This window comes from Ferrimonas sp. (assembly GCF_048263965.1).
In the GTDB taxonomy this organism is placed as follows: domain Bacteria; phylum Pseudomonadota; class Gammaproteobacteria; order Enterobacterales; family Shewanellaceae; genus Ferrimonas.
The window spans coordinates 1-23,857 of sequence record NZ_JBLXDO010000020.1 but is presented as its reverse complement, the minus strand read 5'-3'; the positions used below and the strand labels follow the sequence as shown (position 1 = coordinate 23,857).

19 protein-coding genes are annotated in these 23,857 nt (G+C 58.6%); 9 read left to right on the top strand and 10 right to left on the bottom strand.

From position 1 onward, the window contains the following. A partial coding sequence (locus ACN0RV_RS15475; RefSeq protein ID WP_417348944.1) for an ISL3 family transposase occupies nt 1-855 on the top strand: 855 nt, incomplete at its 5' end. A gap of 60 nt (nt 856-915) precedes the next feature. On the opposite strand, the gene ACN0RV_RS15470 is transcribed toward ACN0RV_RS15475, so the two are convergent. From ACN0RV_RS15470 to ACN0RV_RS15450, 5 genes are read right to left on the bottom strand one after another with little or no spacing between them, the layout of a single operon-like run. After that, nucleotides 916-1,662, bottom strand: a complete 747-nt coding sequence (locus ACN0RV_RS15470; protein WP_417348942.1) for a PIG-L deacetylase family protein — start codon at nt 1,660-1,662, stop codon at nt 916-918. 10 nt (nt 1,663-1,672) lie between these two features. Beyond that, nucleotides 1,673-3,574, bottom strand: a complete 1,902-nt coding sequence (locus ACN0RV_RS15465; RefSeq protein WP_417348940.1) for a TonB-dependent receptor plug domain-containing protein — start codon at nt 3,572-3,574, stop codon at nt 1,673-1,675. Nucleotides 3,575-3,592: 18 nt separating this feature from the next. Further along, the gene (locus ACN0RV_RS15460) at nt 3,593-4,336 is read right to left on the bottom strand and encodes an ABC transporter ATP-binding protein (protein ID WP_417348938.1); all 744 of its coding nucleotides are present in this window, start codon (nt 4,334-4,336) and stop codon (nt 3,593-3,595) included. After that, complete coding sequence (locus tag ACN0RV_RS15455; RefSeq protein WP_417348936.1) at nt 4,329-5,327, bottom strand: FecCD family ABC transporter permease; 999 nt, start codon at nt 5,325-5,327, stop codon at nt 4,329-4,331. The genes ACN0RV_RS15460 and ACN0RV_RS15455 overlap by 8 nt, the downstream gene beginning before the upstream one ends. Beyond that, nucleotides 5,324-6,196 carry an ABC transporter substrate-binding protein gene (locus ACN0RV_RS15450; protein WP_417348934.1) on the bottom strand — a complete coding sequence of 291 codons (873 nt, stop codon included), beginning with the start codon at nt 6,194-6,196 and terminating at the stop codon, nt 5,324-5,326. Before ACN0RV_RS15450 ends, ACN0RV_RS15455 begins: the two co-directional genes overlap by 4 nt. A gap of 285 nt (nt 6,197-6,481) precedes the next feature. Here ACN0RV_RS15450 and ACN0RV_RS15445 point away from each other — a divergent pair, with 285 nt between their 5' ends. Next, entirely contained in the window at nt 6,482-7,663 is a 1,182-nt protein-coding gene (locus tag ACN0RV_RS15445; protein ID WP_417348932.1) for an alpha/beta hydrolase, read from the top strand. Nucleotides 7,664-7,706: 43 nt separating this feature from the next. Here the strand turns inward: ACN0RV_RS15445 and ACN0RV_RS15440 are convergent, their stop codons facing one another. Continuing rightward, nucleotides 7,707-10,133: a TonB-dependent receptor gene (locus ACN0RV_RS15440; protein WP_417348930.1), complete on the bottom strand. Its 2,427-nt coding sequence runs from the start codon at nt 10,131-10,133 to the stop codon at nt 7,707-7,709. An 838-nt stretch (nt 10,134-10,971) separates the two neighbouring features. On the opposite strand from ACN0RV_RS15440, the gene ACN0RV_RS15435 reads away from it, so the two are divergent. The 4 genes from ACN0RV_RS15435 (at nt 10,972) to ACN0RV_RS15420 (ending at nt 13,316) form a co-directional block, all read left to right on the top strand. After that, nucleotides 10,972-11,448: a hypothetical protein gene (locus ACN0RV_RS15435; RefSeq protein WP_417348928.1), complete on the top strand. Its 477-nt coding sequence runs from the start codon at nt 10,972-10,974 to the stop codon at nt 11,446-11,448. A 441-nt stretch (nt 11,449-11,889) separates the two neighbouring features. Beyond that, nucleotides 11,890-12,327 carry a hypothetical protein gene (locus ACN0RV_RS15430; protein ID WP_417348926.1) on the top strand — a complete coding sequence of 146 codons (438 nt, stop codon included), beginning with the start codon at nt 11,890-11,892 and terminating at the stop codon, nt 12,325-12,327. 120 nt (nt 12,328-12,447) lie between these two features. After that, the gene (gene nikR / locus ACN0RV_RS15425) at nt 12,448-12,870 is read left to right on the top strand and encodes a nickel-responsive transcriptional regulator NikR (RefSeq protein WP_417348924.1); all 423 of its coding nucleotides are present in this window, start codon (nt 12,448-12,450) and stop codon (nt 12,868-12,870) included. A gap of 107 nt (nt 12,871-12,977) precedes the next feature. Next, the gene (locus ACN0RV_RS15420) at nt 12,978-13,316 is read left to right on the top strand and encodes a hypothetical protein (RefSeq protein WP_417348922.1); all 339 of its coding nucleotides are present in this window, start codon (nt 12,978-12,980) and stop codon (nt 13,314-13,316) included. 34 nt (nt 13,317-13,350) lie between these two features. Here ACN0RV_RS15420 and ACN0RV_RS15415 read toward each other — a convergent pair whose 3' ends face one another. Next, nucleotides 13,351-13,830 carry a SixA phosphatase family protein gene (locus ACN0RV_RS15415; RefSeq protein ID WP_417348920.1) on the bottom strand — a complete coding sequence of 160 codons (480 nt, stop codon included), beginning with the start codon at nt 13,828-13,830 and terminating at the stop codon, nt 13,351-13,353. Nucleotides 13,831-14,043: 213 nt separating this feature from the next. On the opposite strand from ACN0RV_RS15415, the gene ACN0RV_RS15410 reads away from it, so the two are divergent. Beyond that, nucleotides 14,044-14,310: an Lpp/OprI family alanine-zipper lipoprotein gene (locus ACN0RV_RS15410; RefSeq protein ID WP_417348918.1), complete on the top strand. Its 267-nt coding sequence runs from the start codon at nt 14,044-14,046 to the stop codon at nt 14,308-14,310. A gap of 17 nt (nt 14,311-14,327) precedes the next feature. On the opposite strand, the gene ACN0RV_RS15405 is transcribed toward ACN0RV_RS15410, so the two are convergent. The 3 genes from ACN0RV_RS15405 to ACN0RV_RS15395 form a co-directional block, all read right to left on the bottom strand. Next, the gene (locus ACN0RV_RS15405) at nt 14,328-15,224 is read right to left on the bottom strand and encodes a L,D-transpeptidase family protein (RefSeq protein ID WP_417348917.1); all 897 of its coding nucleotides are present in this window, start codon (nt 15,222-15,224) and stop codon (nt 14,328-14,330) included. A 61-nt stretch (nt 15,225-15,285) separates the two neighbouring features. After that, complete coding sequence (gene fdhF / locus ACN0RV_RS15400) at nt 15,286-19,431, bottom strand: formate dehydrogenase subunit alpha (protein WP_417348915.1); 4,146 nt, start codon at nt 19,429-19,431, stop codon at nt 15,286-15,288. Between the two features lie 499 nt (nt 19,432-19,930). Further along, complete coding sequence (locus ACN0RV_RS15395; RefSeq protein WP_417348913.1) at nt 19,931-20,272, bottom strand: DoxX family protein; 342 nt, start codon at nt 20,270-20,272, stop codon at nt 19,931-19,933. 83 nt (nt 20,273-20,355) lie between these two features. Here ACN0RV_RS15395 and ACN0RV_RS15390 point away from each other — a divergent pair, with 83 nt between their 5' ends. Further along, complete coding sequence (locus tag ACN0RV_RS15390; protein ID WP_417348911.1) at nt 20,356-21,249, top strand: LysR family transcriptional regulator; 894 nt, start codon at nt 20,356-20,358, stop codon at nt 21,247-21,249. Nucleotides 21,250-21,348: 99 nt separating this feature from the next. Next, a complete protein-coding gene (gene lon / locus ACN0RV_RS15385) occupies nt 21,349-23,736 on the top strand; it encodes an endopeptidase La (protein ID WP_417348909.1) in 2,388 nt (795 codons plus the stop codon). Nucleotides 23,737-23,857: the final 121 nt, after the last annotated feature.

Below are 23,857 nucleotides of genomic sequence, written 5' to 3'. Positions count from 1 at the left end.
CACGTTAATGAGATGACCGGTTTGCACTGGCACACCCTCAAACGACTGGATAGGCGGCGCCTGGCTCGAGAGGTCATTGAGCCGGACTGGAGTACGGTGCGACGTCTTGTCATGGACGAGTTTGCCCTGTTCAAAGGCCACCGCTACGCCACGGTCATCGCCGATGCCGACACCCACCAGGTGCTGTGGGTTGGTGAAGGCCGAAGTCGAGAAGCCATCAGACCGTTCTTCTTGAAGCTGGGAGAGCACTGCCAGCACATCGAAGCGGTAGCCATGGACATGAATACCGCCTTCGACCTGGAGGTGGCGATGCATTGCCCCAATGCCGCAGTGGTCTATGACCTTTTCCATGTGGTGGCCAAATATGGCCGGGAAGTGGTGGACCGGGTGCGAGTGGACCGAGCCAATGAACTGAGGCAGGACAAACCGGCGAGACGAAGGGTGAAACGAGGTCGCTGGGTGCTGCTGAAGAACCGGGAGAACATGACCGACAAGCAGCATGCCTATCTGGAGGAACTGCTGGCCGAGAACCGGTCGCTGATGGTGGTGTATCTAATGCGGGAGCAGTTGAAGGAGCTGTGGTATGCCGACTGTCCCGATGCAGCGCTGAGCCAGTGGCGGTTATGGTGGCAACAGGTCACCGAGAGCGGCATCGAACCGCTTATCCGCTTCGCTAGGAAGCTCAAACCCTACCTCAAAGGCATTCTCGCTTCGGCTACCTACCGGCTGCACACCTGCAAGCTCGAGGGAATGAACAACAAGATAAAGGTCATCAAGCGCATGGCCTACGGATACCGGGACAGCGACTACTTCTTCCTGAAGATACGAGCCGCTTTTCCCGGTAATGCGCGATGAACCTCTTTTTTTGCCGGCAAAAAAAGCCCCGCACAATGCGGGGCCGATTTCTCTTGGGAGTTACGCCAGAAGTTCGGTCATCTCAAACAACCCCTGACGCCGATAGGGCTCTGCCAGGGCAAAACGGCTGTGACTGACCAGGCCGGTGTGCAGATAGAGCGCCTTGTCCATGGCCCGCTGCACCTCCCGTCCCTTGGCCTGATCCGACGCCAGCTGATCAAAGCCGGGATAGAGCGCCTGTCGCTCGGCGGGACTCAGACGCTCGCCAAAGTGACGGCCGGAGAAGGTCATCTGGGCCGCCAGACAATCCATGGCCTTCTCCTTTTGTGGCCACACCTCGGCCAGAGACAGGCTGCAGTTGGGCCTGGAGGGAGACATGTAATAGAGCGTCGCCACCGGATGCGGCGCCAGTTCCGGCATCGCCTCCAGGCCAAAGTCGCGCCCGGCCAGGGCGATCGCCTCCATGATCAGCAGCATCGCCGGCCGCCGGTCCGGGTCCAGATCCTCGAAGCTGTGCTCCGGATCCTGAGTAATGATGATGTCCGGCCTGGTTTCACGAATTACCCGGCACAGGGCCAGCTTGTAGTCGCGGCGCAGATCCACCCCGCCGCGCTCGAAGCCATTGAAGTAGACCTTCTCCACCCCCAACTCCGCGGCGGCCTGACGCACCTCGCTCTGCATGGTGTCGCTGGCCAGCATGATGGAGGCAAAGGAGAAGCCGCCCTGACGGGCGTTGATAGCCAGGGCGCCACCACACTCCACCATCTCCATGCCGTAGACGCCCAACAACAGAATTCGTTTGCTCATAGTCTCATCCTCAGAAGCGATATTGGTAGCTCAGTTGCAGGTTACGCGGCACCCCAAGGGTCTGCTTGGGGCCGCGCTCAGACTCCGGCACCGACGAACCGGGATTAAACACACTGGCGGCGTACTCCTCGTCCAGGGCGTTCTCCAACCGAAGCTGCAGCTTGTGGTGCTCGCCCCACTGGTAGCTGCCCCCCAGCTCCAGCAACCAGTAATCCCCCGCCTCGGTGCCATAGTCGGTGAATTCGCCGGTGTAGGAGAGGTGCAGGTAAAGGCCGATGTGATCCCTGGGGGTGTGTTCGATGCGGGTGCTGCCCAGCCAGCGTGGCACCTCCTCAATCTGCTCGGAACTGCCCTTCTCGCTGCTGTCGGCATAGGTGACGTTGGCCTGCCACTGCCACAGGGCACTGGGGGTCCAACGCATCAACAGTTCGGCCCCCTGGGTCTCCACCTCCTGATCCAGGTTCTGATAGCGATTGCCCTTGACCCCAATCAGGTCTTCCACCCGGCGCCAGAACAGGGTGGGCTCCACCAGCCATTGGGGGTCACTCCAGGTCAGGCCCAGATTGAGATTGAGGCTCTGCTCAGGATCCAGTTCCGGATTGCCAATCAGGCCGCCCTCCCGCTCGACAGAGTAGAGCTCGTCCGCATTGGGCAGGCGGAAGCCGGTGCCGGCAGACGCTCGTACCCGCCACTGGTCGGCCAGCTGATGCTCGCCTCCGGCGCTCCAGTTGAGGCTGTCACCGGCGGAGTCGATATCGCTGTATCTCAAGCCCAGGGCCAGGGAGGTATCCGGCAGAACCGCCAGCCTGGGGCGATACTGGGCAAACAGGGACTGGACGGTTTCGGTGTCGCTGACGAACTCCATCACCTCGTCTTCGCCCCGGTAGGATTGCAGCTCGCCGCCCACCAGCCAGCTGCTGCCGCCCTCCATCAGCAGCTTGGCGGAGAGTTTCAGGCCAAAGTCCTCGAACCCCCAATAGCTGTCGTCATCCAACACGATGCGCTCTCCCACCTCGTTCTGGTCGATGCGGGTGTAGTAGCTGTCCCAGCCGTGGTAGTAACCCTTGGCCAGCAGCTGAAGTCTGTCCGATGGGGTGTACTGATACTCCAGGGTGTAGATCTGCTCCTTGCGCACATTGGCGCTGTCCACGGTGGCGTAGGTGCGCAGCCGCTCCAGATCCCCGTAGTTGTACTGGGCCAGCAGAGTCAGCTGACTGGCGTCCCCCATCAGCCAGCGCAGCTTGGTGCCCGCATTGGCCACCTGGTAGCCACGCTTCTTGTCGCCGGCGGCGGTCCAGTGATAGTCCTCATCCTTCCACAGCTGGAACCCCTCACTGGCGGTCACCGAGCCGAACAGGGACAGCTCGAGATCCTCGATGGCGGTGGTGTAGAACACCGAGCCGCTGCCGCTGGGCAGGGTATCCCCGCCCACTGTCACCGAGCCCTCGGTTTCCCCCTGGTAGTTTCGGGTGACAATGTTCACCACCCCGGCCACCGCTTCGGTACCGAAGATCACCCCCTGGCCGCCCTTGAGCACCTCGATGCGCTCGATAACATTGGGGTTGAGGCTGTCCAGGTAGATGCCACCATAGAGTCGGTTGTTGATGCGGTTGCCATCGATGAGCCACAAGATATCCTGCTTACGCGACCCTTGCAGCGAGTGGTAACCGCCGTCGTAGCGGCCCCGGGCCGAGGTGGCAAACAGACCAGGCACAAACTGGCTGAGCAGGGTGTTGATGTCCCCCTCGACGATGCTTTCGAACTGGGCGCGTTCCACCACCACCAGCTCGGCTCCCAGCCCCGCCTGATCCCAGGCCAGGTTCTCCTCGAGGGAGCGATGCTCCACAGTCAGTACTTCATCCACCTCAATAGCGGCGCCCATGGGGGCCGCCAACAACAGTGCGGTCAGCATCTTCTCTCCTAATAATGGTTATCGGGCCGGGCCCAAAATCTGCACCCGGCGCTGGCCGTCGGTGCCAATGTGAATGTCGGTGTTCACCCGAAACGCCTGACGCAACTTGTCCGGGGTCAGAACCTGCTTGGCACTGCCGTAGCCCAGCACCCGGCCCTCCCCCAGCAGCAGCAAGGCATCACACCATTGGGCCGCCAGGTTCATGTCGTGGAAGCTGGCCACCACTGTGGTACCCCGGGCACGGATGCGTTCCAGAATGTTGTACAGGTGATAGATATCCAGATGGTTGGCGGGCTCATCAAGCAGCAGCAGCGGCGCTTGCTGCAACAGAGACTGGGCGATCATGGTGCGCTGCAACTGGCCTCCGGAGAGCTGCTCAAGGGGCCGGCGACGCAAGTCGTCAAGCTCGCACTCCAGAAGTACCTGCTCCAGGGCATCGGGACAGGCCCCCCGCAACGGGCTGGCACCCAGGGCCACGGCCTGCTCCACGGTCAAACCGCCGGTGGGGCCATTATGCTGGACCAGGATGGCCACCCGCTCGGCGCGGGCCAGGGGACGCATGCTGGTCAGGCAGGCTCCGGCATAACTCACCTGCCCCTCTGTCAGAGGCCAGAGCCCGGCGATGGATTTCAGCAGGGTGGTTTTACCGCAGCCATTGGCCCCGAGCAGCCCCAGCCACTGGCCGGGCTCCAGGGTGGCCGACAGCGCCTTGACCAGGGTGTCGCCATCACGGGCGACCTTCAGTTGGTTAAGCTCAAGCATGGGCCTGCCTGCGAATCAGCAACAGAATCAAAGGCACCGTCATCACCGCCATGGGCACGGACAAAGGCAGTTCTTCCGGTGCCAGCAGCACCCGGCACAGACCATCCACCAACAGGGTGATCAGGGCACCCAGCAGCGCCGCAATGGGCAACAGAATGCGGTGGGGAGCCCCGACCCACATCCGCGCCAGATGAGGCACCAACAGCCCCACAAAGCTCACCGCGCCAGCCGCCGCCACCGACAGTGCGGTCAGCAGCAGAATCGCCAACGCCATCCCCCGGCGCTCAGATTGCAGGTTCACCCCAAGGGAGCGGGCCTTGTCCTGGCCCAGCAACATCAAGTCCAGCACCCCGGCGCGGCGACAAAGCCACCACATCAAGGGGGGCAGCAGCAGCGCCAGGGGCAGCAGTCTTTGCCAATCCGCCCCGGCCAGAGACCCCATCAACCAACGCAGGATCTGGCCCAGGGCACGCTCATCCCCGAGCAGCATCATCAGGGTGGTCAGCGACGCCCCCAGGGCGCTGATGGCCACGCCGCAGAGAATCAGCGGATAGGGCGACAGCGACAGCCTGGGATGGCTGGCCACCAGCATTACCAGGACAAAGGCCAGGGCACCGCCAACGACCGCCAGCACAGGCACCGGCAGCCACCAGCCCAGGGTCAGTCCGGTCACCGCCGCCAGGGCGGCGCCATTGGCTACCCCCAGCAGGTAGGGATCCGCCAGGGGATTACGGACCAGGGTCTGGGTCAGTACCCCGGCCACAGACAGGGCCGCCCCCACCAGAGCCGCCAGCAGGGCCCTGGGCAGGCGCATCTCCAGCAGTACGATGCGGACCAAGGCGGAGTCGGGATCGCCGGAAAGGGCCAGCCAGATCTGCTCCAGACTCAAGGGCACCGCCCCCCGGCTCAGGCCCCACATCAGCGCCAGGGGCAGCGCCAGCATCAACAGCGGGCCTGGTGCAGCCTTGAATCGAATCACTGCCGCCCTCATCCCCGCCACTCCACTATGGTGTGGTGCAGGCGCTCGATGCCATCGAGCAGGCGAACGCCGCCGACCACTTCGGAGAACGCCAAGGTGGCCAGTTGCTGCTGACGCACCGCCGTCAATCGGGATAACAGGGGGTGAGTGGCCAGGGCCTGCCACTTTTTCTCATAGGGAGACCAGTTGGAGTCCACCATCAGAATCAGGTCCGGCTGGGCCGCCGCCACCGCTTCCCAGGAGAGGTGCCCCCAGGGACGACCTATCTCTGCGGCCACATTGATGCCACCGGCCGCTTCGATGATCAGATTGCCCACACCGCAGCAACCGGCCACATAGGGCAGTTGGTATTCGCGCAGCCACAGCAGCACCCGAGGGCGGCGCCCCTGGCTCTCTGCCAATGCCGCCAGCCTGGCCCGTTGACCTTGTACCCAGGCTTTGGCCTCGCTCTCCCGACCGGTGAGACGCCCAAGATTGAGCATATCCAGGTAGAGCGCCTCGATACTGACTCCCTCGGGGCGACAGGCGGATTCAAACAGGTAGGTGGGAATTCCCCGCCCATGCCAGATCTCCCGCGAGCCTATGCCCATGGCACGAAAGGCGCTGGCGAAGCCGCCGACCACCAGATCGGTACCGGACAGCAGCACCTGCTCCGGGCTGGGATACTCACGACTCAGGCGAGGGATGGCGTCATAGTTGGCTTTGAGATCAGGGCGTATCTCATCATCCTGATAGGCGGTACCTATCATCTGGGGCGCCAGCCCCAGGGTCAGCAGCGCTTCGCTGGCGTGCTGATTCATGGCGATGACCCGTTGAGCCGGCGCAGCCAACTTCAAGGTTTCACCGCAGTTGTCCAACTGAACCCCCGCCTGCACTGTCATCGACAAGACAGCAGAAACCACTGATATCGTGTGGCAAAACCTCATACAATCCAACTCCCCCAGAAAAGTATGAAGTATTTTATGATCGTAATACCGCATTCCCATGATCGAAATCAAAAGTTATGACGATCTTTTAATTCGTGTGATTTCTTTTTTGATCCGCGCGCCCGCACTGCCTCACACCCGTCTCTGAGAGTGCTGAAAACACTGGTTACTTTACCGGCTGGCACCGATGAGGGAGGTTTGCGTAGGATAGGTGGATATTGCCAATACGGAGTTCATCCCTTGCTCAGACTGCTGTTGCCCATTGCCGCCACCCTGCTGTTGCTGGCCTGTATTCAAACGCCCCGGGGTCAGAGTTACCAAGCCTCCTCATCCCTACCCGATTTTGAACAAGCCAGCTTCGATGCCTATCGGGAGGAGACCCGACAGTGGCTGATGAACAACCGCGTCTTTGTCTCCGGGGATACCCTGGCAGAGATAGAGGCCAACACCCCTTTCGAGGTGATCCCCCAAGGGGAAACCAGGCGTGGAATATTGCTGGTGCACGGCCTGAGCGATTCACCCGCCTACTTCGAAGACATCGCCCAGAGCCTGGCAAGCCGTGGCTTTTTGGTGCGAACCCTGCTGCTGCCGGGCCACGGCAGCAGGCCGGCGGATCTGCAGCTGGCCAGCCTGGAGGGCTGGAACCGTGCCGTGGCTCACCACACCAAACTGCTGAGCGACCAGGTGGACGAGTTGTGGTTGGGGGGCTTCTCCACCGGCGCCAATCTGGTCACCACCGAAGCCATAGATAATTCCAGGGTTGAGGGTTTGCTGCTGTTCTCCCCCGGGTTCGAGCCCAGGTTTAAAACCACCGCCCTCTCACCCTACCTGGACTGGCTGGTGACCTGGGCCAACCTGGACCCGGAAACCAATTACTACCGCTACGAGTCGCTGACCATGCACGGCGCCGCCCTCTACTACCAAAGTTCGGTGCAGGTCCGCGACGCCCTGGCCCGCAAGGGGTTTGATCGCCCCGCATTGGTGACCATCAGCGGCGCCGACAGCGTGATTGCCCCCCAAGGGGTGCTGTCACTGTTTCAGAGCCACTTTGTCCATCCCGGAAGTCGGTTGGTGTGGTATGGCGAACTGGAAACGCCCCTGCCCAGAATCACCGCCCTGCCCGGACGGCTGCCAAAGCAGCGGATCGCCAGCATCGCCCACATGAGTGTGCTGTTTCGGCCCGACAACCACTACTACGGCCGTCAGGGTAGTCACCGCATCTGTGACAATGGCCAGAGTGAACAGCTGGAGGCGGCATGCCCCCAAAACCCGCAGCTGTGGTACGGCGCCTGGGGCTCCAAAGAACCGGGGCAGATGGTGGCCAGGCTCAGCTGGAACCCCTACTACCCGGAACTGGAGACGCAAATAGATTCGGTGATGGCCACAACCGACAGCCAAAGCAGAACCGCCAGGCTGAAATAACAAAGGGGAGCCCAATGGCTCCCCTTCTCATTCAGTCCGCAGCTTAGAGACGGTAAGTCAGACTCAGGCTGAAGTTGCGCTCTTCGCCAGGCATACCGCCGAGGAACATCGCCTTCTCGTAGTAGGTCTCGTCAAACAGGTTGTCCAGGTTCGCCTGCAGCTTCCAGTCACCGGCATCATAGGCGATCGCCGCATCCACCTTAGTGTAAGCAGGCACATGACCGTCAGGGATACCGAATGCGCTGGAGTGGGTGCTACGCTCATCCACGTAGGCGGCGCCCAGGCTCAGACTCAGGGGCTGATTCAGGTTGAACCACAGCGCGTCGTAGGTCACCCAAGCACTGGCGGTCACCTTCGGCACCCCTTTCTGAGGCACGTCGTAGGTGCTGCGGGTTGGGTCCTTCTTATCGCGGGCATCCTGGTACATGGCGTTGATGTTGAGCTTCCACTGCTCATTCAGGTGGGCGTTCATGTCCAGCTCCACCCCCTTGGTCTCCTCCTCTCCGTCATACAGGTACTGGGGAACTTCGGGACCGGTCACACCCTCGTCGTAGAGGGGATTAGTGAAACGCAGGTTGGTGCGGGAGCTTTCGAACACCACCAGGGACGCCAGCAACTGATCATCAAAACCTTTATAACGGATACCGAAGTCATTGCTGATGGACTCGGAGTCCTTGCGATCAGTGTCATCTCCGGCAACGCTGCCCAGGATGCTGTAAGCGGTGCGTCCCTTGGAGTGGTTGATGAACAACGACAGATTGTCGGTCGGCATATAGGTCACACCCAGGTTGTAGGTGACGCCACTGTCCTTGGTATCCTGCTCCGGAGTGGGCTGGGCGCGACTGGCACTGTAGCGCGAGTCCACACCGAAATGCTCGTAGCTTTGCTCAATCTCGTTAAAGGCCACGCCGATACGGGTGGTCAGGCCCCAGTCCAGGTAAGCCACATGCTGAATGCCCACGCCCCAGGCGCTGACGGTCTTGTTGTAGTTGGCGGTCATCAGGGGATCATAATCTTCGAAGCTGCCATCGCCCCAATTGGGGTTACGCAAATCATAGATGTAGGGCAGCTGACCCTGGTAGATCACCTCTCCATCGGAGTTTTTGATCACCTTGTCGGCGTCATAGATGGAGTACTGCTTGAAGCGAATATCTCGGTCTTCGTAGTTGGCGTTGACCAACAGCTCGTTGTCGATCTCCCCCAGGCTGAAGTCATAACGCAGGTCGGCGAAGTACTGCCAGGAGGACTCATCCGCCTCCACTTTACGGTACTCCTGACGTCGGGCCGCATAGGGGTAGAGCACGCCGTCTTCCACCAGAGGGGCACGAGGATCGGCGTTGATGGTGCCACGGCGATTCCAGTAAACGTAGTTGTAGGCACCGGTCTGGCGAGCAAAACCACTGTCGTAGTTGCGATACTGCAGTTGCTGGTTGAGGAACAGCTCCGGAGTGAAGTGGATATTATGGGTCAGCTTAAATCTGAGCTCCTCACCCTCGTTGTCCCTGGCCATGGGGGAGATGAGATTGGAGTCCCCCAGATCGACAGGCTCCAGGCCGTCACCGGAGGCCAGGGAATCCGCCAGTTGCTGACGCTGTTCGTCGGTCAGTTGCAAGCCAACGCCGTTAGGATCGTTGATGAGGTCTTCCCAGGTCACCTCGTCCGCCAGCTTGCCGCCGGTGGACTCGGCGTTGTAGATGCGGATCGGGTGGCCGATGGAGTCCACCGCGATGGCGTCTTTGATGTAGGCCACGGAGAACAGCAGGTCCTGATCGTCGCTCAGCAAGCCTTTCAGAGAGGCATACACTTCATCACGATCGGTGCCCACACCGCGGTAGCCATCACTGCGAGCGCTCTTGGCCACCAGCCGGTAGGCGGTGTTGTCGCTCAGGGCGGCGGTGCTGTCCAGGGCCAGGGAGTAAGTGTCCCACTGACCGACTTCGCCGGTAAATTCGTGGCTGGATTCAAACTGAGGCTTTTTCTCAATCAGGTTGATCACCCCGCCGGCACTGCCCATGCCATAGAGGCCGGTGGCTGGCCCCTTGAGCACCTCGATGGATTCCACGTTGGTCATGGAGCGGGTGGGGTTAAAGGTGTTGCCCAGACCGGCACCGCCATACATGCCATCGTAGGTGTAGTTGGCACCCAGGCCACGGATCACCAGGTTGTCACCAATGCCGTAGTTATTGCCTGACTGAGTCAGGCCGCTGATGTTGCGCACCAGATCCTGCAGGTTGTCGGCTCCCTGTGCCTGAATCAGATCCTTATCGATCACCACCACCGCTGCCGGGGTTTCCATCAGGGACATGTCGGACTTGGTGGCCAGGCCGGAGTTCATCACCACTTGGTTCTGTCGACCATAGACGGTAATTCGCTCTGGCAGGACATCCGCCTTCTCTTCGGCGGACAGGGCCACCTGGGGCATCATGGCCGCGGTGCACGCCAGGGCCAACAGGGAGTAACGAAACTGCATCTTTGTAAACCTCTGCAAACAATTCGCAGCGAATGATAATCAGTTTCATTTTCACTTCAACAAAATATTCTGAAAAATGAGAGCCATAAAATCACATTCAATGGCGGCAGTGAGATATTCGGTATTTTTTCACCAATTCATGTGACTTTACGGGGGCAGTTGTTAGCCCAGCGTTAACCGAACGAGCAGAGAAGGCCTTAACCCAAGCGCCTTTTAAGTGGCGCTACCAACAAACTTAAGCGAAACTTTTTCCGAGTAGTGAATCCAACTTACTCTGCGCGTCAGAAGCAACCGAAGTCACTGACGCCCTCTCTCTTCGAGGCCCTGCAAGCAGCGTTTTCCACTGACAATAGACATTGACCATCTCTATGACAATCAGTGCTCTCTCCTTGGCAATCTTCAACAACGGCGGCCAACCCAAGCAAGCGCAGGCATCAACTGGCAAAGGGACCCACTCTTGCACCAAAAGAGCGCAGACAACAACGAGCGCAACCTCTGGTTAACCTTTCGCCAACCACACAAGAGCCAACCCGGGCCTTTCTGTTAAATTCAGTGGTTTTGAACCTGCCGCAAAGTCCAATTGGGAAACATTGAAAAACACACAATTAACATTAGCAACAAGCACTTACCTTATAATTCAATGTCTCATTTTTTCATTAATAACCACGGCTAAGATCCCCTTTTCAGCGAATTGAGCCTAAAGATCACACAACCGTACATCGAGATAACCGAATCATTGTTTCGAGCCAATGGCAGGCATAGGATGGAACTACATCCTCACAGGCAGTAACGAGGCGCTTATGGACAGGCTCAATACACTTTCTACCGGGAGGCGCCCATGATTGAGCGATTCTCCCCCTCACGAGACGGATTCTTACGCGGCCATGGACTGGTCGTCACTCTGGTTTTCATTGTCGCCACCCTGGTGTCAATCTCCCTTACAGGCCATATGGCCGGCGGCCTGTTTGTCGCTGGGGTCATCAGCGTCTTCTTCCAGGTGCGCGACAAAGGGAATCATGTGGTCGAAGTCAATCCACAGAACCTGTCAGGCATGATGGGGGAATTGGGTGACAGCCCTGAGCGTGGAAGGATCAGCCTGTCATTGGAAGAGATTGACCTTGCCCGCTCCAAACAGCGCACCCTGCTGGACAAAATCTGCTTCAGCTACCGGGTTCACACTCACGGAGGTCGCAGTGTGGTGGTCAGCGGTACCCTGTTTGGCCTGCTGGAGGCCCCCAAGGTCCATGACAGAGTCCTTTCCCTGGTGGACAAGATGCAGGCTACGGCCGGTAACCGGCCCTCTTTTATGGCCTGATTCCACCCAGGGGTCCCACAATTTATATTGTCACATTTCGTCAGCGGCTCTTTAGCCTGAAAACTGGATTTTCCTCTCAGTTCAGTGAATTGGGTTCTTAGATAGATTTGAAGACCCAGTCACAAAGGCGTAATATCCCGACCAGTTATTTCCGCTGGTCGGAGTTATGGGGAGTTCAGGCACAAAAGGAGTTTGGCCTGCAAATCACCGCTTCGCGACGCGCTGCTAAAACAGCGGCTCTGCCCTGACATCATAGAAGGACGCTATGACAGCTTTAATTCCACACCACTTCCGCTTTAATGGCCAACCCCAACGGCTTATGTGTTTTCCAGTACTACCCGGCTCGAAATCCCCCTTTGAGCAGAAAACCATTTTTACCACCTGTTGTTAGCCCTTACCTGAAGTACGACTCCAAAAAGAAGAGTCGTAGGAGATATGAACATGAGACGGATTTTGACATCTGCGTTTCTACTCACCACCCTACCCGCGTTGGCACAACCTCTTTCCAACTCCCCAGTCGGAACCTGGTGCCAATCCACCGACCAAGGCCAAAGCTGTTTTCGCTACATGACCTTCCAGGCCGATGGCACCCTGCTCACCCAGGGACAGTACACCAAAATGGGGATGGGGTTTGAAGGCGACGCCACCTGGACCCAAAAGGGTGACCAGACCTGCATCAGTGAAACCCGCATCGATACCTATAAACTCGACAGCGGTGCCTGGCTGGGCGAGGCGTACATTCCAGCCCGCTGTGATACGGTTCTTGCCATCGATGCCAACCATTACAACTACCGAAAACCCAACGGCGAAACCGAACAACTGTTCCGAGTCAGCGACTCTTTGGCGCCACACCACAAGTTCACCGCCGGCCGAAACTGATGCCGCATCACCATGGGGCGAGTCACAAGATCGCCCCCTCCTCGATTCATCCCTGATCAAAATCAAGTTATTATGAACAATTTAAAATTAGTATGTTCCTGTTAAATGGGGAGATGAGTTATGGGAACTGAGCGTATTACCGTATCACTGGACAGCGAGCTGCTGGGCGAACTGGATCAGCTGGCCGAAGATGGCGGCTACCGCAACCGCAGTGAGCTGTTCCGGGATATGATCAGAGAAAAGCGCAAAGACAAACTGCTGGATACCGACCCTTTCACGCCCTGTATCGCAACCCTGAGCTACGTGTTTGACACCCGAAAACGCACTCTGGCCACACGCCTGATGGAAAACCTGCATCAATACAGCCATATCGTCCGCTCCACCATGCTGGTCTGCCTGGATGAACACTTCCGCATGGAGTCCATTGCCCTGGAAGGCAATGCGCAAAGCCTGCAGGAGTTTGCCAACATCCAGCTCAGTGAAAGCGGGGTACTCAATGGCTGTTTACATCTGGTCCCACTGGTCGCAGATGAGACCTTCTGACCTCTCAAAAAGGGGGATTCCACCGCCCCCCTCACAAACTTCCCCCAGACCATTGACTGCGAATTGTTATCATTTAAACTCTATGACTCACCGTTGAGGAGTTTCAGATGGACAAGCACACCAAAAAGCAGCTCAAGCGCCAAACCAAGGCCCTCAAGAAATCTCTCAAGCGCTCTCTGAAAGAGGCAAAGAAAGCCGCTAAGCAGCAGCACAGAGAACTGGTGAAGCTCGACAAAGAGCAACTGAAGGCAATGACAGACAAATGGGTCGCCGAGGCTCTGCAAATGAAGCCAGCTAAGGCCAAGGTGATCAGCCTCAGGCCTCTCGAGCAAGAGGCCATGACCTTTGCCCGCCGCCCCTATAAGAAGTCCCCCTGCAAACGCTGTCCGGCGCTGCGAGGTGGACTCTGCGCCTGTGCCATTAAAAAGCAGAAGCGAGCCGCCTAAGCTCCGCGGTTCAACGATTCAGAGGCTTCGACAATCAGGCCAGCTGACACTCCCCGCCCTTTGGGGTCCAGAGACGCACAGGGCCCTGTATGACGCCCTTGCTGTCAAAACTGACCCTGACCATGGCAGCGGTGGGAAACTTCTCCACAGAACACCCCAACCAAGCCTGAACGAGCAGCTCCAGAGCCGGGTTATGCCCCACCCATACCTGAACCTCCCCCTGACACCAGAAGTGTTTCAACAGAGCTTCAAACGTGGCACTGTCCGCCCCGTAGAGTTCCGGCAGTGTCACATAGCGGGCCAGGGGAAAGGCCTCGGATACCGCTTCGGCCGTCAATTGCGCGCGGCAGGCATCACTGGTCACAATCAGATCCACACCGGACAGCCACTGATGAAGCTGAGCCACCACCTTAGGCAGAGTTTTCACCCCTCTTGAGTTCAACCCCCGGTGCCAATCGCTCTGATAGGGTTCCTCCCAGCTGGACTTGGCATGACGCAGCAGTATCAGTTCCATCGTCCCCTCCTTTAGGCCCAGGAAAAGTGATACCTCTCAATCCAATTGAGTCATCGAAATGTCATCATGGGTGATTTTCACGACAATTTCTTAAAACTTATTGCCATTTCAGGAAATTTTTTTATTGTAACCGGATGCAATCGCACAAATTTGTGCCAAACTGTTCTCGGCACATTCGATTCGGTGCCGTGTTGATGAAGGAAAGGAGAGGATATGAAGTCCAAGTTTTTGATGGCGGCCGCTGCCGCTTCTGCACTGATGCTGACTGGTTGTGCCAACAACGCCGAACTGGAAGCTCAAGTCAGCGCTCTGTCCAACAAGGTAGAAAGCTTGACCAGCGATCAGGCCCGCCAGGATCGTGAAATCAATGCCGCCAAGCAGGCCGCAGCCAACGCTCAGCGCGCAGCCGATGACGCCGCCGCCGAAGCGATGCGTGCCAACCAGCGCATCGACAACATCGCCGAGTCCTACCGCAAGTAAGACCGGTTGTGGGCTGGCTAAGGCCAGCCCACCACTTTCGGCACCCCACTCTGCTCCGCCAGAGCCTGGGTTACCCACTCTGCACTGACGTGGTTTTGCTCCACGACCCTCAACTGCTCCAGAGAGAACTTCAAAGGCTGCTTCTGACCATCTTTCGAAGTCAGGGGAGAATGGACCTCAAGCATCACCTCTCCCTGAGGACCGGTGGCCACTTTAATGGGTTGATTGATCACCCTCACCTGCTCGCCCCACTTCACCTGGCCGAACAGCTCTTCAATGTCAGCAGGCCACAAGCGGATGCAGCCGGCGCTGACGCGCAGGCCGATACCAAAATCCTTATTGGTTCCATGAATCAGATATTGGCCTTTGTCAAAGCCAAGGCGAAGGGCAAACTTCCCCAGGGGGTTGTTGGGACCGGCAGGCACTACCTGAGGCAGCTCGATCCCCTTGGCCAGGTACTCTGCGCGCGTTGAAGCCGTAGGTGTCCAGGTAGGGTCTGGGGTCTTTTGGGTCACCTTGGTCGCCCCAAGTGGAGTGTCGTGGCCAACTCGGCCGATGCCTATGGGGTAGACATGAACCTGCTCCCCCTGGAAGTGATACAACCTCAGCTCTGCCAGATTGATCACCACCCCCTTGCGCGGGGCATCAGGCAACAACATATAGGTGGGCAACTTTAGCTTGGTCCCTGGGGTAGGGAGAAAGGGATCCACGCCAGGGTTCAGCTCCATCAGAGCGATAAGCCCTACTCCATACTTCTCCGCAATAGGAGCCAGATGCTCTCCAGGGGCCACTGTATGCCCTTGTGGAAAGCCCACCAGGCTCTCCCCTTCTGCGGGCAAGGGGTAGCTCACAGAGTGGGCCTGATAAGCCACCAAAGACACCGACATGATTAAACCCTGAATCCAGCCCTTCACCCTGTCTCCTCGAATAAGAAAAGCCCGCACTCTGCGGGCTTTTATACAACAACCAGGCCGCTTAGGCGACCACTTCTGCCTCTTGCCGCTTCTCCAAGCGCACAGCACACACCTTAAACTCGGGGATCTTGGCATGGGGATCCAGAGCCGGGTTGGTCAATCTGTTGGCCGGTGCCTCTTCGAAGTGGAAGGCGGTAAACACCACCCCAGGTTGAATCCGCTTGGTGACAAAGGCATTGAGCTCAATCTCACCGCGACGGGTGGTCAGGCGGATGGGATCGCCATTACCAATACCCAGGCGCTCCGCATCCGGGACGGAGATCATCGCCGTCGGACCGGCCAGGTCATTGAGTCCCTGGGTCTTACGGGTCATGGTCCCGGTGTGGAACTGCTCCAGCAATCGGCCCGTAGTCAGCACCAGAGGGTACTCCTCGTCCGGCAGTTCAGCGGCATACTTGAAGGGGATGGGTTCCATAAAGGCTCGCTCACCAATGGCAAAGGTGTCCACGTGCATCACCGGCATGCCGTCGCACTTGTCATCCACACATGGCCACTGCATGCCCACAGTGCCGACCCGATCCCAACGGATACCGGCGTACTGAGGCACTGCCAGGTTGATTTCATTGCTGATGGCACGCTCATCCCTGTAACGCCAGTTGGCACCCAGGGCCTGAGCCACAAGCTGCAGGATCTGCCAGTCGTTGCGCGCCTCACCAGGCGCCTTCACTGCAGGGTTGAGACGCTGAACACGACGTTCGGTGTTGGTGAAGTGGCCGGTCTTCTCGGCAAAGGCGAAGGCGGGCAGAACCACGTCTGCCATGCGAGCGGTCTCGGTCATAAAGATGTCCTGCACCACCAGAAGATCCAGCGCCTTCAGTGCCTTAATCACATGGTGCTGGTCCGGATCGGACAGTACCGGGTTCTCTCCCATCACATAGAGACCGTCCACACGGTCGTCCAGGATGGCATCCATCACCTCGGTCACCGTCAGGCCACTGGTGCCGGAGAGGTCCGTATGCCACAACGCCTCGAACTTCTCCCGAATCAGCGGGTCTTCCGGATTCTGATAACCGGGCAGATAGTTGGGCAGAGCGCCCATGTCGCAGGCGCCCTGCACGTTGGACTGACCACGCAGCGGGTTGATGCCCGCCCCTTCCACACCAATGTTGCCACACAACAGCTGCAGGTTGGCGATGGCACGAACGTTGTCATGACCGGTGGTGTGCTGGGTAATGCCCATGGCGTAGTAGACCGCGGTCTTATCGGCAGTACCAATCAGGCGGGCCATCTCCCGAACCTGATCAGCGGGCACGCCAGTGACGGCGGCGACGCGCTCAGGCTCGTAATCCGGCTTCATCACCTCGGACTTGAATGCCTCAAAGCCTTCGGTACGGCGGGAAACATAGCCGTCATCCTGCCAGCCGTTGACCAGAATCTCTCGGGCGATGCCGTTGAGCAGCATCACGTCGGTGCCTGGGCGGTGACAGGCGTACAGTTGAGCACTGTCCGCCAGCCCGATGCGCTTAGGATCCGCCACCATGAGTCTGGCACCGTGGTGACGCACCGCCTGCTTGATGTGGGAGGCGATCACCGGGTGGGCTGCGGTGGTGTCGGAACCGATGACAAAGATCAGATCAGACTTCTTGATGGAGGGGATGTCATTGGTCATGGCACCACTGCCCACCGCCGCTCGCAAGCCACTCACCGTGGTGGAGTGACACAGGCGGGCACAGTGGTCAATGTTGTTGGTACCAATAACACTGCGGAACAGCTTCTGGAACAGGAAGTTATCTTCATTGGTGGCCTTGGCAGACGCAAAACCGGCCATGGCATCACCACCCTTGGCCTTGATGATGTTCTCAATCTTGGCCGCAATAAAGCCGATGGCGTTGCTCCAGGTGGCAGGCACCAGCTCACCGTCTTTGCGGATCAGCGGCTGAGTCAGTCGCTCCTGAGAGCCGATGAAGTCGAAGCCGAAGCGGCCCTTCACACAGAGCATCCCCTCGTTCACCGGAGAGCCTTCCACGCCGGTGACCTTAACGATCTTATTATCCTGCTCGTCCACGTGCAGACGCACGCCACAACCCACACCACAGTAGGTGCAGATGGTATCGACAGTTTTCAGCTCTTTGGTACGACCCTGGCTGCGATCTCTGGCGTCAGTCAGCGCGCCCACGGGGCAGGCCTGAACACAGGCACCACATTGACTGCAGTTGGAGTTGGCCATCAACTCACCGTTGTCGAAGCAGACACGCTGATGAGGCGCTTCCCTGTCGAAGCCCAGCACACCGTGGACACCGCGCTCGTTACAGGCCACCACACACTGACCACAACTGATGCAGCGGTTGGGGTCGAAATTGATGAAGGGCGCACTGGAGTCGATGCGCTTCTGCTGAGCCTTGGAATAATCCAGATCATCGTCACTGATGCGGTATTCGGTGGCGTAGTCACGCAGACCACAGTCGGTGTTGACCTGACAACCACACTCCAGGCAACGGGCGGCCTCGGCAATCGCCTTGTCCACGTCAAAGCCCAACTCCACCTCGTCGAAGCTGTCACGACGCTCCATGGGCGGAATTTCTGGCATCGCCAGACGGCCCTCTTTCGGCCAGTGGTCCAGGAAGCGGGCTTCCACCTCTTTCAGGCTCTTGGCCTTGCGGGCGTTGAACTGGGCCTTAGGCGGAACCACCAGCCCCTGCTGCAGGACGGCATCGATAGCCACTGCGGCCTTCTTACCGTCGCCAATCGCTTCAACCGCGGTCGCCGGACCGAGACGGAAATCGCCGATGGCAAACAGGTTGGCCATGCCGGTGTGCATAGTGGTGGGATCCGCATCGGCAGTGGTCCAGCGGGTCAGCGGCAGCGCCTCCCCTTTAAGCTGACTGGCTTCAGACGCCAGCAACTCGGCGTCCGGCTTCTGGGACACCGCCGCAATCACGGTGTCAAACTCCATCCAGCGGAACTCACCTGTGGACTCGGGGCGACGACGACCAGAGGCATCCGGCTCACCCAGTTTCAGGGTTTCCACCTTCACCTTGCAGACGCGGCCATTTTCATCGGCCTGGTTCTCTACCGGCAGGGAGAGGAACTCAAAGTTGATCCCTTCCACCTCGGCTTCGTGAATTTCGTAATCTTCCGCCGGCATGTCCGCCTTGGTACGACGGTAGATGATGCTGACCTCGGCCCCCTGACGCAGGGCGGTACGGGCACAGTCGATGGCGGTGTTACCGCCGCCGATCACCGCGACCTTCTTACCCACAGACACCTCTTTGCCCAGGGTGAACTCCTTCAGGTAGTCCACACCCAGCATGCAGCCCTTCTGATCGGAGCCGGTGTAATCCATGGCAACCGCTTTCTGGGCGCCGATGGCCAGACAGACCGCATCATACTCCTGGCTCAGCTGATCCAGGGTAAAGTCGCGGCCCATGGCCTGGTTGAGGCGAATCTCCATGCCTGCACGGCACATCAATTCAATCTCTTTATCGAGAGTCGCCTTGGGCAGGCGATATTCAGGAATGCCGTAACGCAGCCACCCACCCGCTTTGGGCATGGCTTCGAAGACAACGGCGTCATAGCCGTTGTGACTGAGGAAGTAACCTGCGGACAGACCTGCCGGACCACCACCGATGATGGCCACCTTCTTGCCCTTCTTGGGGGCGATGGGCGCCAGATGCTGCTGGTCATTCAGGTCCAGATCGGCGGCATGACGCTTGAGCTGACGGATCGCCAGAGGCTCATCCACCAAGGTGCGACGACAGGCAGTTTCACAAAATGCAGGACAGACCCGACCGATGGAGAGCGGCATCGGCAGGGTGTCTTTAATGGTGTTGACCGCCTTGGTGTGATCACCCTGGGCAATGTCGTAGAGATAGCCCTGGATGTCCACATCGGCGGGACAGGCCACCTTACAGGGTGCCTCACAGTCGGCGGTATGGTCAGACAGAATCCTTTTGAGGGCAGCCCGGCGGGTCTCGGTAAGCGCCTCGCTCTGGGTCTGAACCTGGATCTCCTTGGTGACCGGATAGCGGCAGCTCAGGGTCACTTCGCCGTCGATTTCGACTGCGCAGAGACCACACGCCTCCTGGCCCTCACCGTTGGGGCCACCGCACAGGGAGGGCACCTCAAAGCCAGCGGCCCGACAGGCCTCCAGCAAATTGGCGGACTCCTCAACTTCAACTTCTTGATTGTTTATGGAGATCTTTATCATTTTTTGCTCTTCTCTGGCCGGCGTCAGCCGCACCGGCCTACTACTTCAGAGGTAATTGTCCGGAAAGGGTCAGCTGAACCCCATTCCTGATCGATCAGGCTATCAACCCCCCAGCCCGGTTTGAAGAAAACCTGAGTACATCCGTGATCTCAGTCATAAAGACTGCAAGAGGTAAGACCAATCTGACCTCCATGACTTGGATTCAGGAATCCCGGGGGCTCAGAGAACAAAGATTTTCGCTAAACCCCCAAAGATTTTAGGGCAATCACCTCTTTGACCGACGAAAAGATGACCATCACAGCTGAAGGAGCGACACAAGGGGCAAAAGATGTAACCCGCCACCAATCCGAACCCGTGAGTAGACAAAGGCTATCCGTCAAACTCACTTTGAAACAGTCGCATTCACCTGACTCTGTTTCTGGCAAAAACAGATAATCGACCGACCCTTCATAAGTTTAGTTGAGCAAGGTGGTCAGAAAGAGAGAGCAATGGAGTGTGATTAAACCAACCAGAGGGGCGGGGTGTGCCAGCAGAGCAGCAACGACAACCCCAGAGTCACCATGGCAGGAACCCCCTCCTTCCAGCTATCAAATCTCAAATGGTAGGCCAGAGCCCCGAGAGAGATCATGGCCAACAGCGGCGCCCCCAGACCAGGGATCAGCCACAGCGCCAGGGCACCCAAGATCTCAGCCAACCCCACCAGCGCCATGAACCCACGGTTAAGCCCATAGCTTCGAAAGTAATCCAGTTGCACGGTAAACACCGGCCTGAGCCAACCGGTCAGCTTTACCGAACCGGCCAACAGGAAGAACAGGGTGAGAAGGCTCTTTATCAACAGCATAAATGGGCTCCTAAATTGAAGTGGAAGCCCACAGACTAGTCGGCCATAATCATGAACAAAATAGGCAAATATCAATACATATCATGCAGGATATTAATAATGTCGATCTCAACCTGCTCAAAGCCCTGCGGGTACTGCTTCAAGAGCGCAGTGTCAGTCGCGCCGCCCGCAGGATGCACCTGAGCCAATCAGCCATGAGCCACACCCTGGCCAGGCTTCGCCAGAGTCTGGGGGACCCTCTGTTTGTGCGTGCCGGAGCCGGCCTGGATCCCACCCCAAGGGCACTGGCCCTGCAGCAACCTCTGGAATCGGTGCTGGATCAAGTCAACGTCCTGCTCTCCCCCTCAGACGGCGACCCCCGCAAGTTAATAAACCTGTATCGCATCGCCACCCATGACTTTATGGTGGAGGGCGCCCTCACCCGGGGAATCAGGGAGCTCAGGGCTCAGCACCCAGCCATGACGCTGGAGCTGACACTTCTGGACAGCCACAGCAACCAGGCACTGGACAACGGAGAGCTGGATCTGCTCATCGGCGCGGGCATCGGAGCCAAGCCCAGATTTGTGCAGAAGCGGCTGCAGAGCGATGCTGTCCTCTGTGTGCTGGATGCCACTCACCCGGCCCTGAGCGACTGGCACCCAGGCGTGCTCAGCGAGCATCCTCTGGTGCTTCACCAACAGTTGAATCACAGCCACCCGGCTACGACTGACCGGCTTCAGGCGTGCCGGGTGGCCATGACCACGGGCTCACTGCAGATGCAATTGCCGCTGCTTCCGGGCAGCGACCTCATTGCCCTGCTCCCCAGCTCCCTGGCTCATAGAGCCTCGGAAGCGCTCGGCCTGGTCACGCGCCCCTGTCCCCTAGAGATGGAGGCCATTACCATCACTGCCCTGTGGCACCAGCGAGCCAAGGCGGACCCCGGTCACCGCTGGGCCCGGGATACCCTGTTGGCTCCCTTTTCTGACAAAGCGCAATGATGGCCGCTGCAGCTAAAGAGTTTTTGCCTTGCTCAGGTTGCTTTTTCCGATTCCATCCCCATCTTCAGTGGATAGAGTATTTCTGGCTGGAAAGGGTTTATGCAGCACGAAGAGATTGATCTCATTAATGAAGAAGAGCACAGCACCACAGAACTGATCGTCCCGGACGGACAGCGCCCCAAGCAGCTGCTGATTATGCCCATCCAGAACCGCCCCTTCTTCCCGGCCCAGGTAATGCCGGTATTGATTAAGCATGGGGACTGGAGCGAAACCCTTAAGCAGGTGAGCCAGACCGACCATCAGATGCTGGCCCTGTTCTACAGCGAAGAGTTTGACCGTGACCAGGCATTCAATCCGGAGGTGTTGCCTAAAACCGGTTGTATGGTGCGCGTCCACCAGGTCAAAGAGAGTGACGAGGGTGATGTTCAGTTCATTGCCGAAGGGATTGAGCGGGTGCAGATTGAAAGCTGGGTCCGCAAGGAGCACCCCTACCTGGCCAACGTAAGCTACCCGGGAGAGCCCGTAGGCGAGACCAAGGAGATCAAGGCCTATGCCATGGCGTTGATCAGTGCCATCAAGGAGATGCTCCCCATCAACCCCCTGCTCTCCGAGGAACTCAAGGACTACCTCAACCGCTTCGGCCCCAATGAGCCCTCCCCCCTGACCGACTTTGGTGCAGCCATCACCACCGCACCGGCGCCCCTGCTGCAGGAGGTGCTGGATAATGTAGAGCTGTTACCACGGATGCAGAAGACCCTGGCACTGCTGAAAAAGGAGCTGGACGCCTCCCGCCTGCATTCTGAGATCGCCGAAGAGGTCAACCGCAAGATAAGCAAACATGAGCGCGAGTTTTTCCTCAGGGAACAGCTAAAAATCATCCAGCGCGAACTTGGGGTGGCCAAAGATGACAAGACCGCGGACATGGAGGAGTTTCAATCCCGCTTAAAAGGGAAAACCCTGCCAGAAGCGGTGGAGAAAAAGCTCAAGGAGGAGATGCAGAAGTTCTCCGTCCTGGAGGCTGGCTCCCCGGAATATGGCGTCACCCGTAACTACCTGGATTGGATCACCCAGATGCCCTGGGGCATCACAGGAACAGACAAACTGGATCTGGCCCAGGCCAGAAAAGTACTGAACAAGCATCACGACGGTCTGGATGACGTCAAGGACCGTATTCTGGAGTTCCTGGCTCTGGGGGCCTTCAAAGGCGAGATCAGTGGCTCCATCATCCTGCTGGTGGGGCCTCCGGGTGTAGGCAAAACCTCCATTGGTCGCTCCATTGCCGAGTGCCTGAGCCGCCCTTTCTACCGCTTCAGTGTCGGTGGCATGCGCGACGAAGCGGAGATCAAAGGGCACCGACGGACCTACATCGGTGCCATGCCGGGTAAGCTGGTTCAGGCCCTGAAGGAAGCGGAAGTGATGAACCCGGTGATCATGCTGGATGAGATCGACAAGATGGGGGCCAGCTACCAGGGTGACCCCGCCTCTGCGCTGCTGGAGACCCTGGATCCGGAGCAGAACGTCAACTTCCTGGATCACTATCTGGACCTGCGCCTGGATCTGTCCAAGGTGCTGTTTATCTGCACCGCCAACACCCTGGACTCCATCCCTTCCCCATTGCTGGACCGAATGGATGTGATCCACCTCTCCGGTTACCTGGCCCAGGAGAAACTGGCCATTGCCAAACACCACCTGTGGCCTCGTCAGCTAGAGCGCGCGGGGATCAAACGCAGCCAATTGAAGATCACCGAACCCGCCCTGAAGAAAGTGATCAACGATTACTGTCGTGAAGCGGGGGTGCGCAGCCTGGATAAATCCCTGGCCAAGCTGGTGCGAAAATCCGTGGTGGAGCTGCTGGACGACCCTACCAAGAACATCTCTCTGGGACTGAAAGCGATTCCCACACTGCTGGGACCGGCCAGATTCCGCGAGGAGCAAACCCTGTCGGGTGTAGGCATAGTCACCGGCCTGGCCTGGACCTCCATGGGCGGCGCCACCCTGCCGGTGGAAGCCAACAGCATCCATGAACAGAATCGCGCCCTTAAGGTAACCGGGCATCTGGGGGATGTGATGAAGGAGTCCGCCGAGATCGCCTTCAGCTTCATCAGCAGCCACCTGGGCAAGTATGGCGGCGAGGAGAGCTATTTCGACAAGCGGTTTGTACACCTGCACGTACCTGAAGGGGCCACCCCCAAAGATGGTCCCAGTGCGGGCATCACCATCTCCACCGCCCTGCTCTCCCTGGCGCTGGGCAAGGCGCCCAAAACCAAGCTGGCAATGACCGGAGAGATCACCCTGAACGGCTACGTGCTGGCCGTTGGCGGCATTCGCGAGAAACTGATCGCCGCCAAACGACAGGGGATCACCGAAGTAATCCTACCGGAAGAGTGCCGGGGCGATTTCGATGAGTTGCCTGAGCATGTGCGCGACGGACTCACCGTCCACTTCGTCCGCCACTTCGATGAGGTGGCCAAACTGGCCTTCGACTGAATCGAGGCATAGTAAAAAAGGGAGCCATTGGCTCCCTTTTTTATGGTTCATCGCGCATTACCGGGAAAAGCGGCTCGTATCTTCAGGAAGAAGTAGTCGCTGTCCCGGTATCCGTAGGCCA

Excerpts from the sequence above, each read along its gene's own strand:
- ACN0RV_RS15470 (WP_417348942.1), bottom strand. The coding sequence starts at position 1,662 with ATGAGCAAACGAATTCTGTTGTTGGGCGTCTACGGCATGGAGATGGTG.
- ACN0RV_RS15465 (WP_417348940.1), bottom strand. The coding sequence starts at position 3,574 with ATGCTGACCGCACTGTTGTTGGCGGCCCCCATGGGCGCCGCTATTGAG.
- ACN0RV_RS15460 (WP_417348938.1), bottom strand. The coding sequence starts at position 4,336 with ATGCTTGAGCTTAACCAACTGAAGGTCGCCCGTGATGGCGACACCCTG.
- ACN0RV_RS15455 (WP_417348936.1), bottom strand. The coding sequence starts at position 5,327 with ATGAGGGCGGCAGTGATTCGATTCAAGGCTGCACCAGGCCCGCTGTTG.
- ACN0RV_RS15450 (WP_417348934.1), bottom strand. The coding sequence starts at position 6,196 with ATGACAGTGCAGGCGGGGGTTCAGTTGGACAACTGCGGTGAAACCTTG.
- ACN0RV_RS15440 (WP_417348930.1), bottom strand. The coding sequence starts at position 10,133 with ATGCAGTTTCGTTACTCCCTGTTGGCCCTGGCGTGCACCGCGGCCATG.
- ACN0RV_RS15435 (WP_417348928.1), top strand. The coding sequence starts at position 10,972 with ATGATTGAGCGATTCTCCCCCTCACGAGACGGATTCTTACGCGGCCAT.
- ACN0RV_RS15430 (WP_417348926.1), top strand. The coding sequence starts at position 11,890 with ATGAGACGGATTTTGACATCTGCGTTTCTACTCACCACCCTACCCGCG.
- nikR (WP_417348924.1), top strand. The coding sequence starts at position 12,448 with ATGGGAACTGAGCGTATTACCGTATCACTGGACAGCGAGCTGCTGGGC.
- ACN0RV_RS15420 (WP_417348922.1), top strand. The coding sequence starts at position 12,978 with ATGGACAAGCACACCAAAAAGCAGCTCAAGCGCCAAACCAAGGCCCTC.
- ACN0RV_RS15415 (WP_417348920.1), bottom strand. The coding sequence starts at position 13,830 with ATGGAACTGATACTGCTGCGTCATGCCAAGTCCAGCTGGGAGGAACCC.
- ACN0RV_RS15410 (WP_417348918.1), top strand. The coding sequence starts at position 14,044 with ATGAAGTCCAAGTTTTTGATGGCGGCCGCTGCCGCTTCTGCACTGATG.
- fdhF (WP_417348915.1), bottom strand. The coding sequence starts at position 19,431 with ATGATAAAGATCTCCATAAACAATCAAGAAGTTGAAGTTGAGGAGTCC.
- ACN0RV_RS15395 (WP_417348913.1), bottom strand. The coding sequence starts at position 20,272 with ATGCTGTTGATAAAGAGCCTTCTCACCCTGTTCTTCCTGTTGGCCGGT.
- ACN0RV_RS15390 (WP_417348911.1), top strand. The coding sequence starts at position 20,356 with ATGCAGGATATTAATAATGTCGATCTCAACCTGCTCAAAGCCCTGCGG.
- lon (WP_417348909.1), top strand. The coding sequence starts at position 21,349 with ATGCAGCACGAAGAGATTGATCTCATTAATGAAGAAGAGCACAGCACC.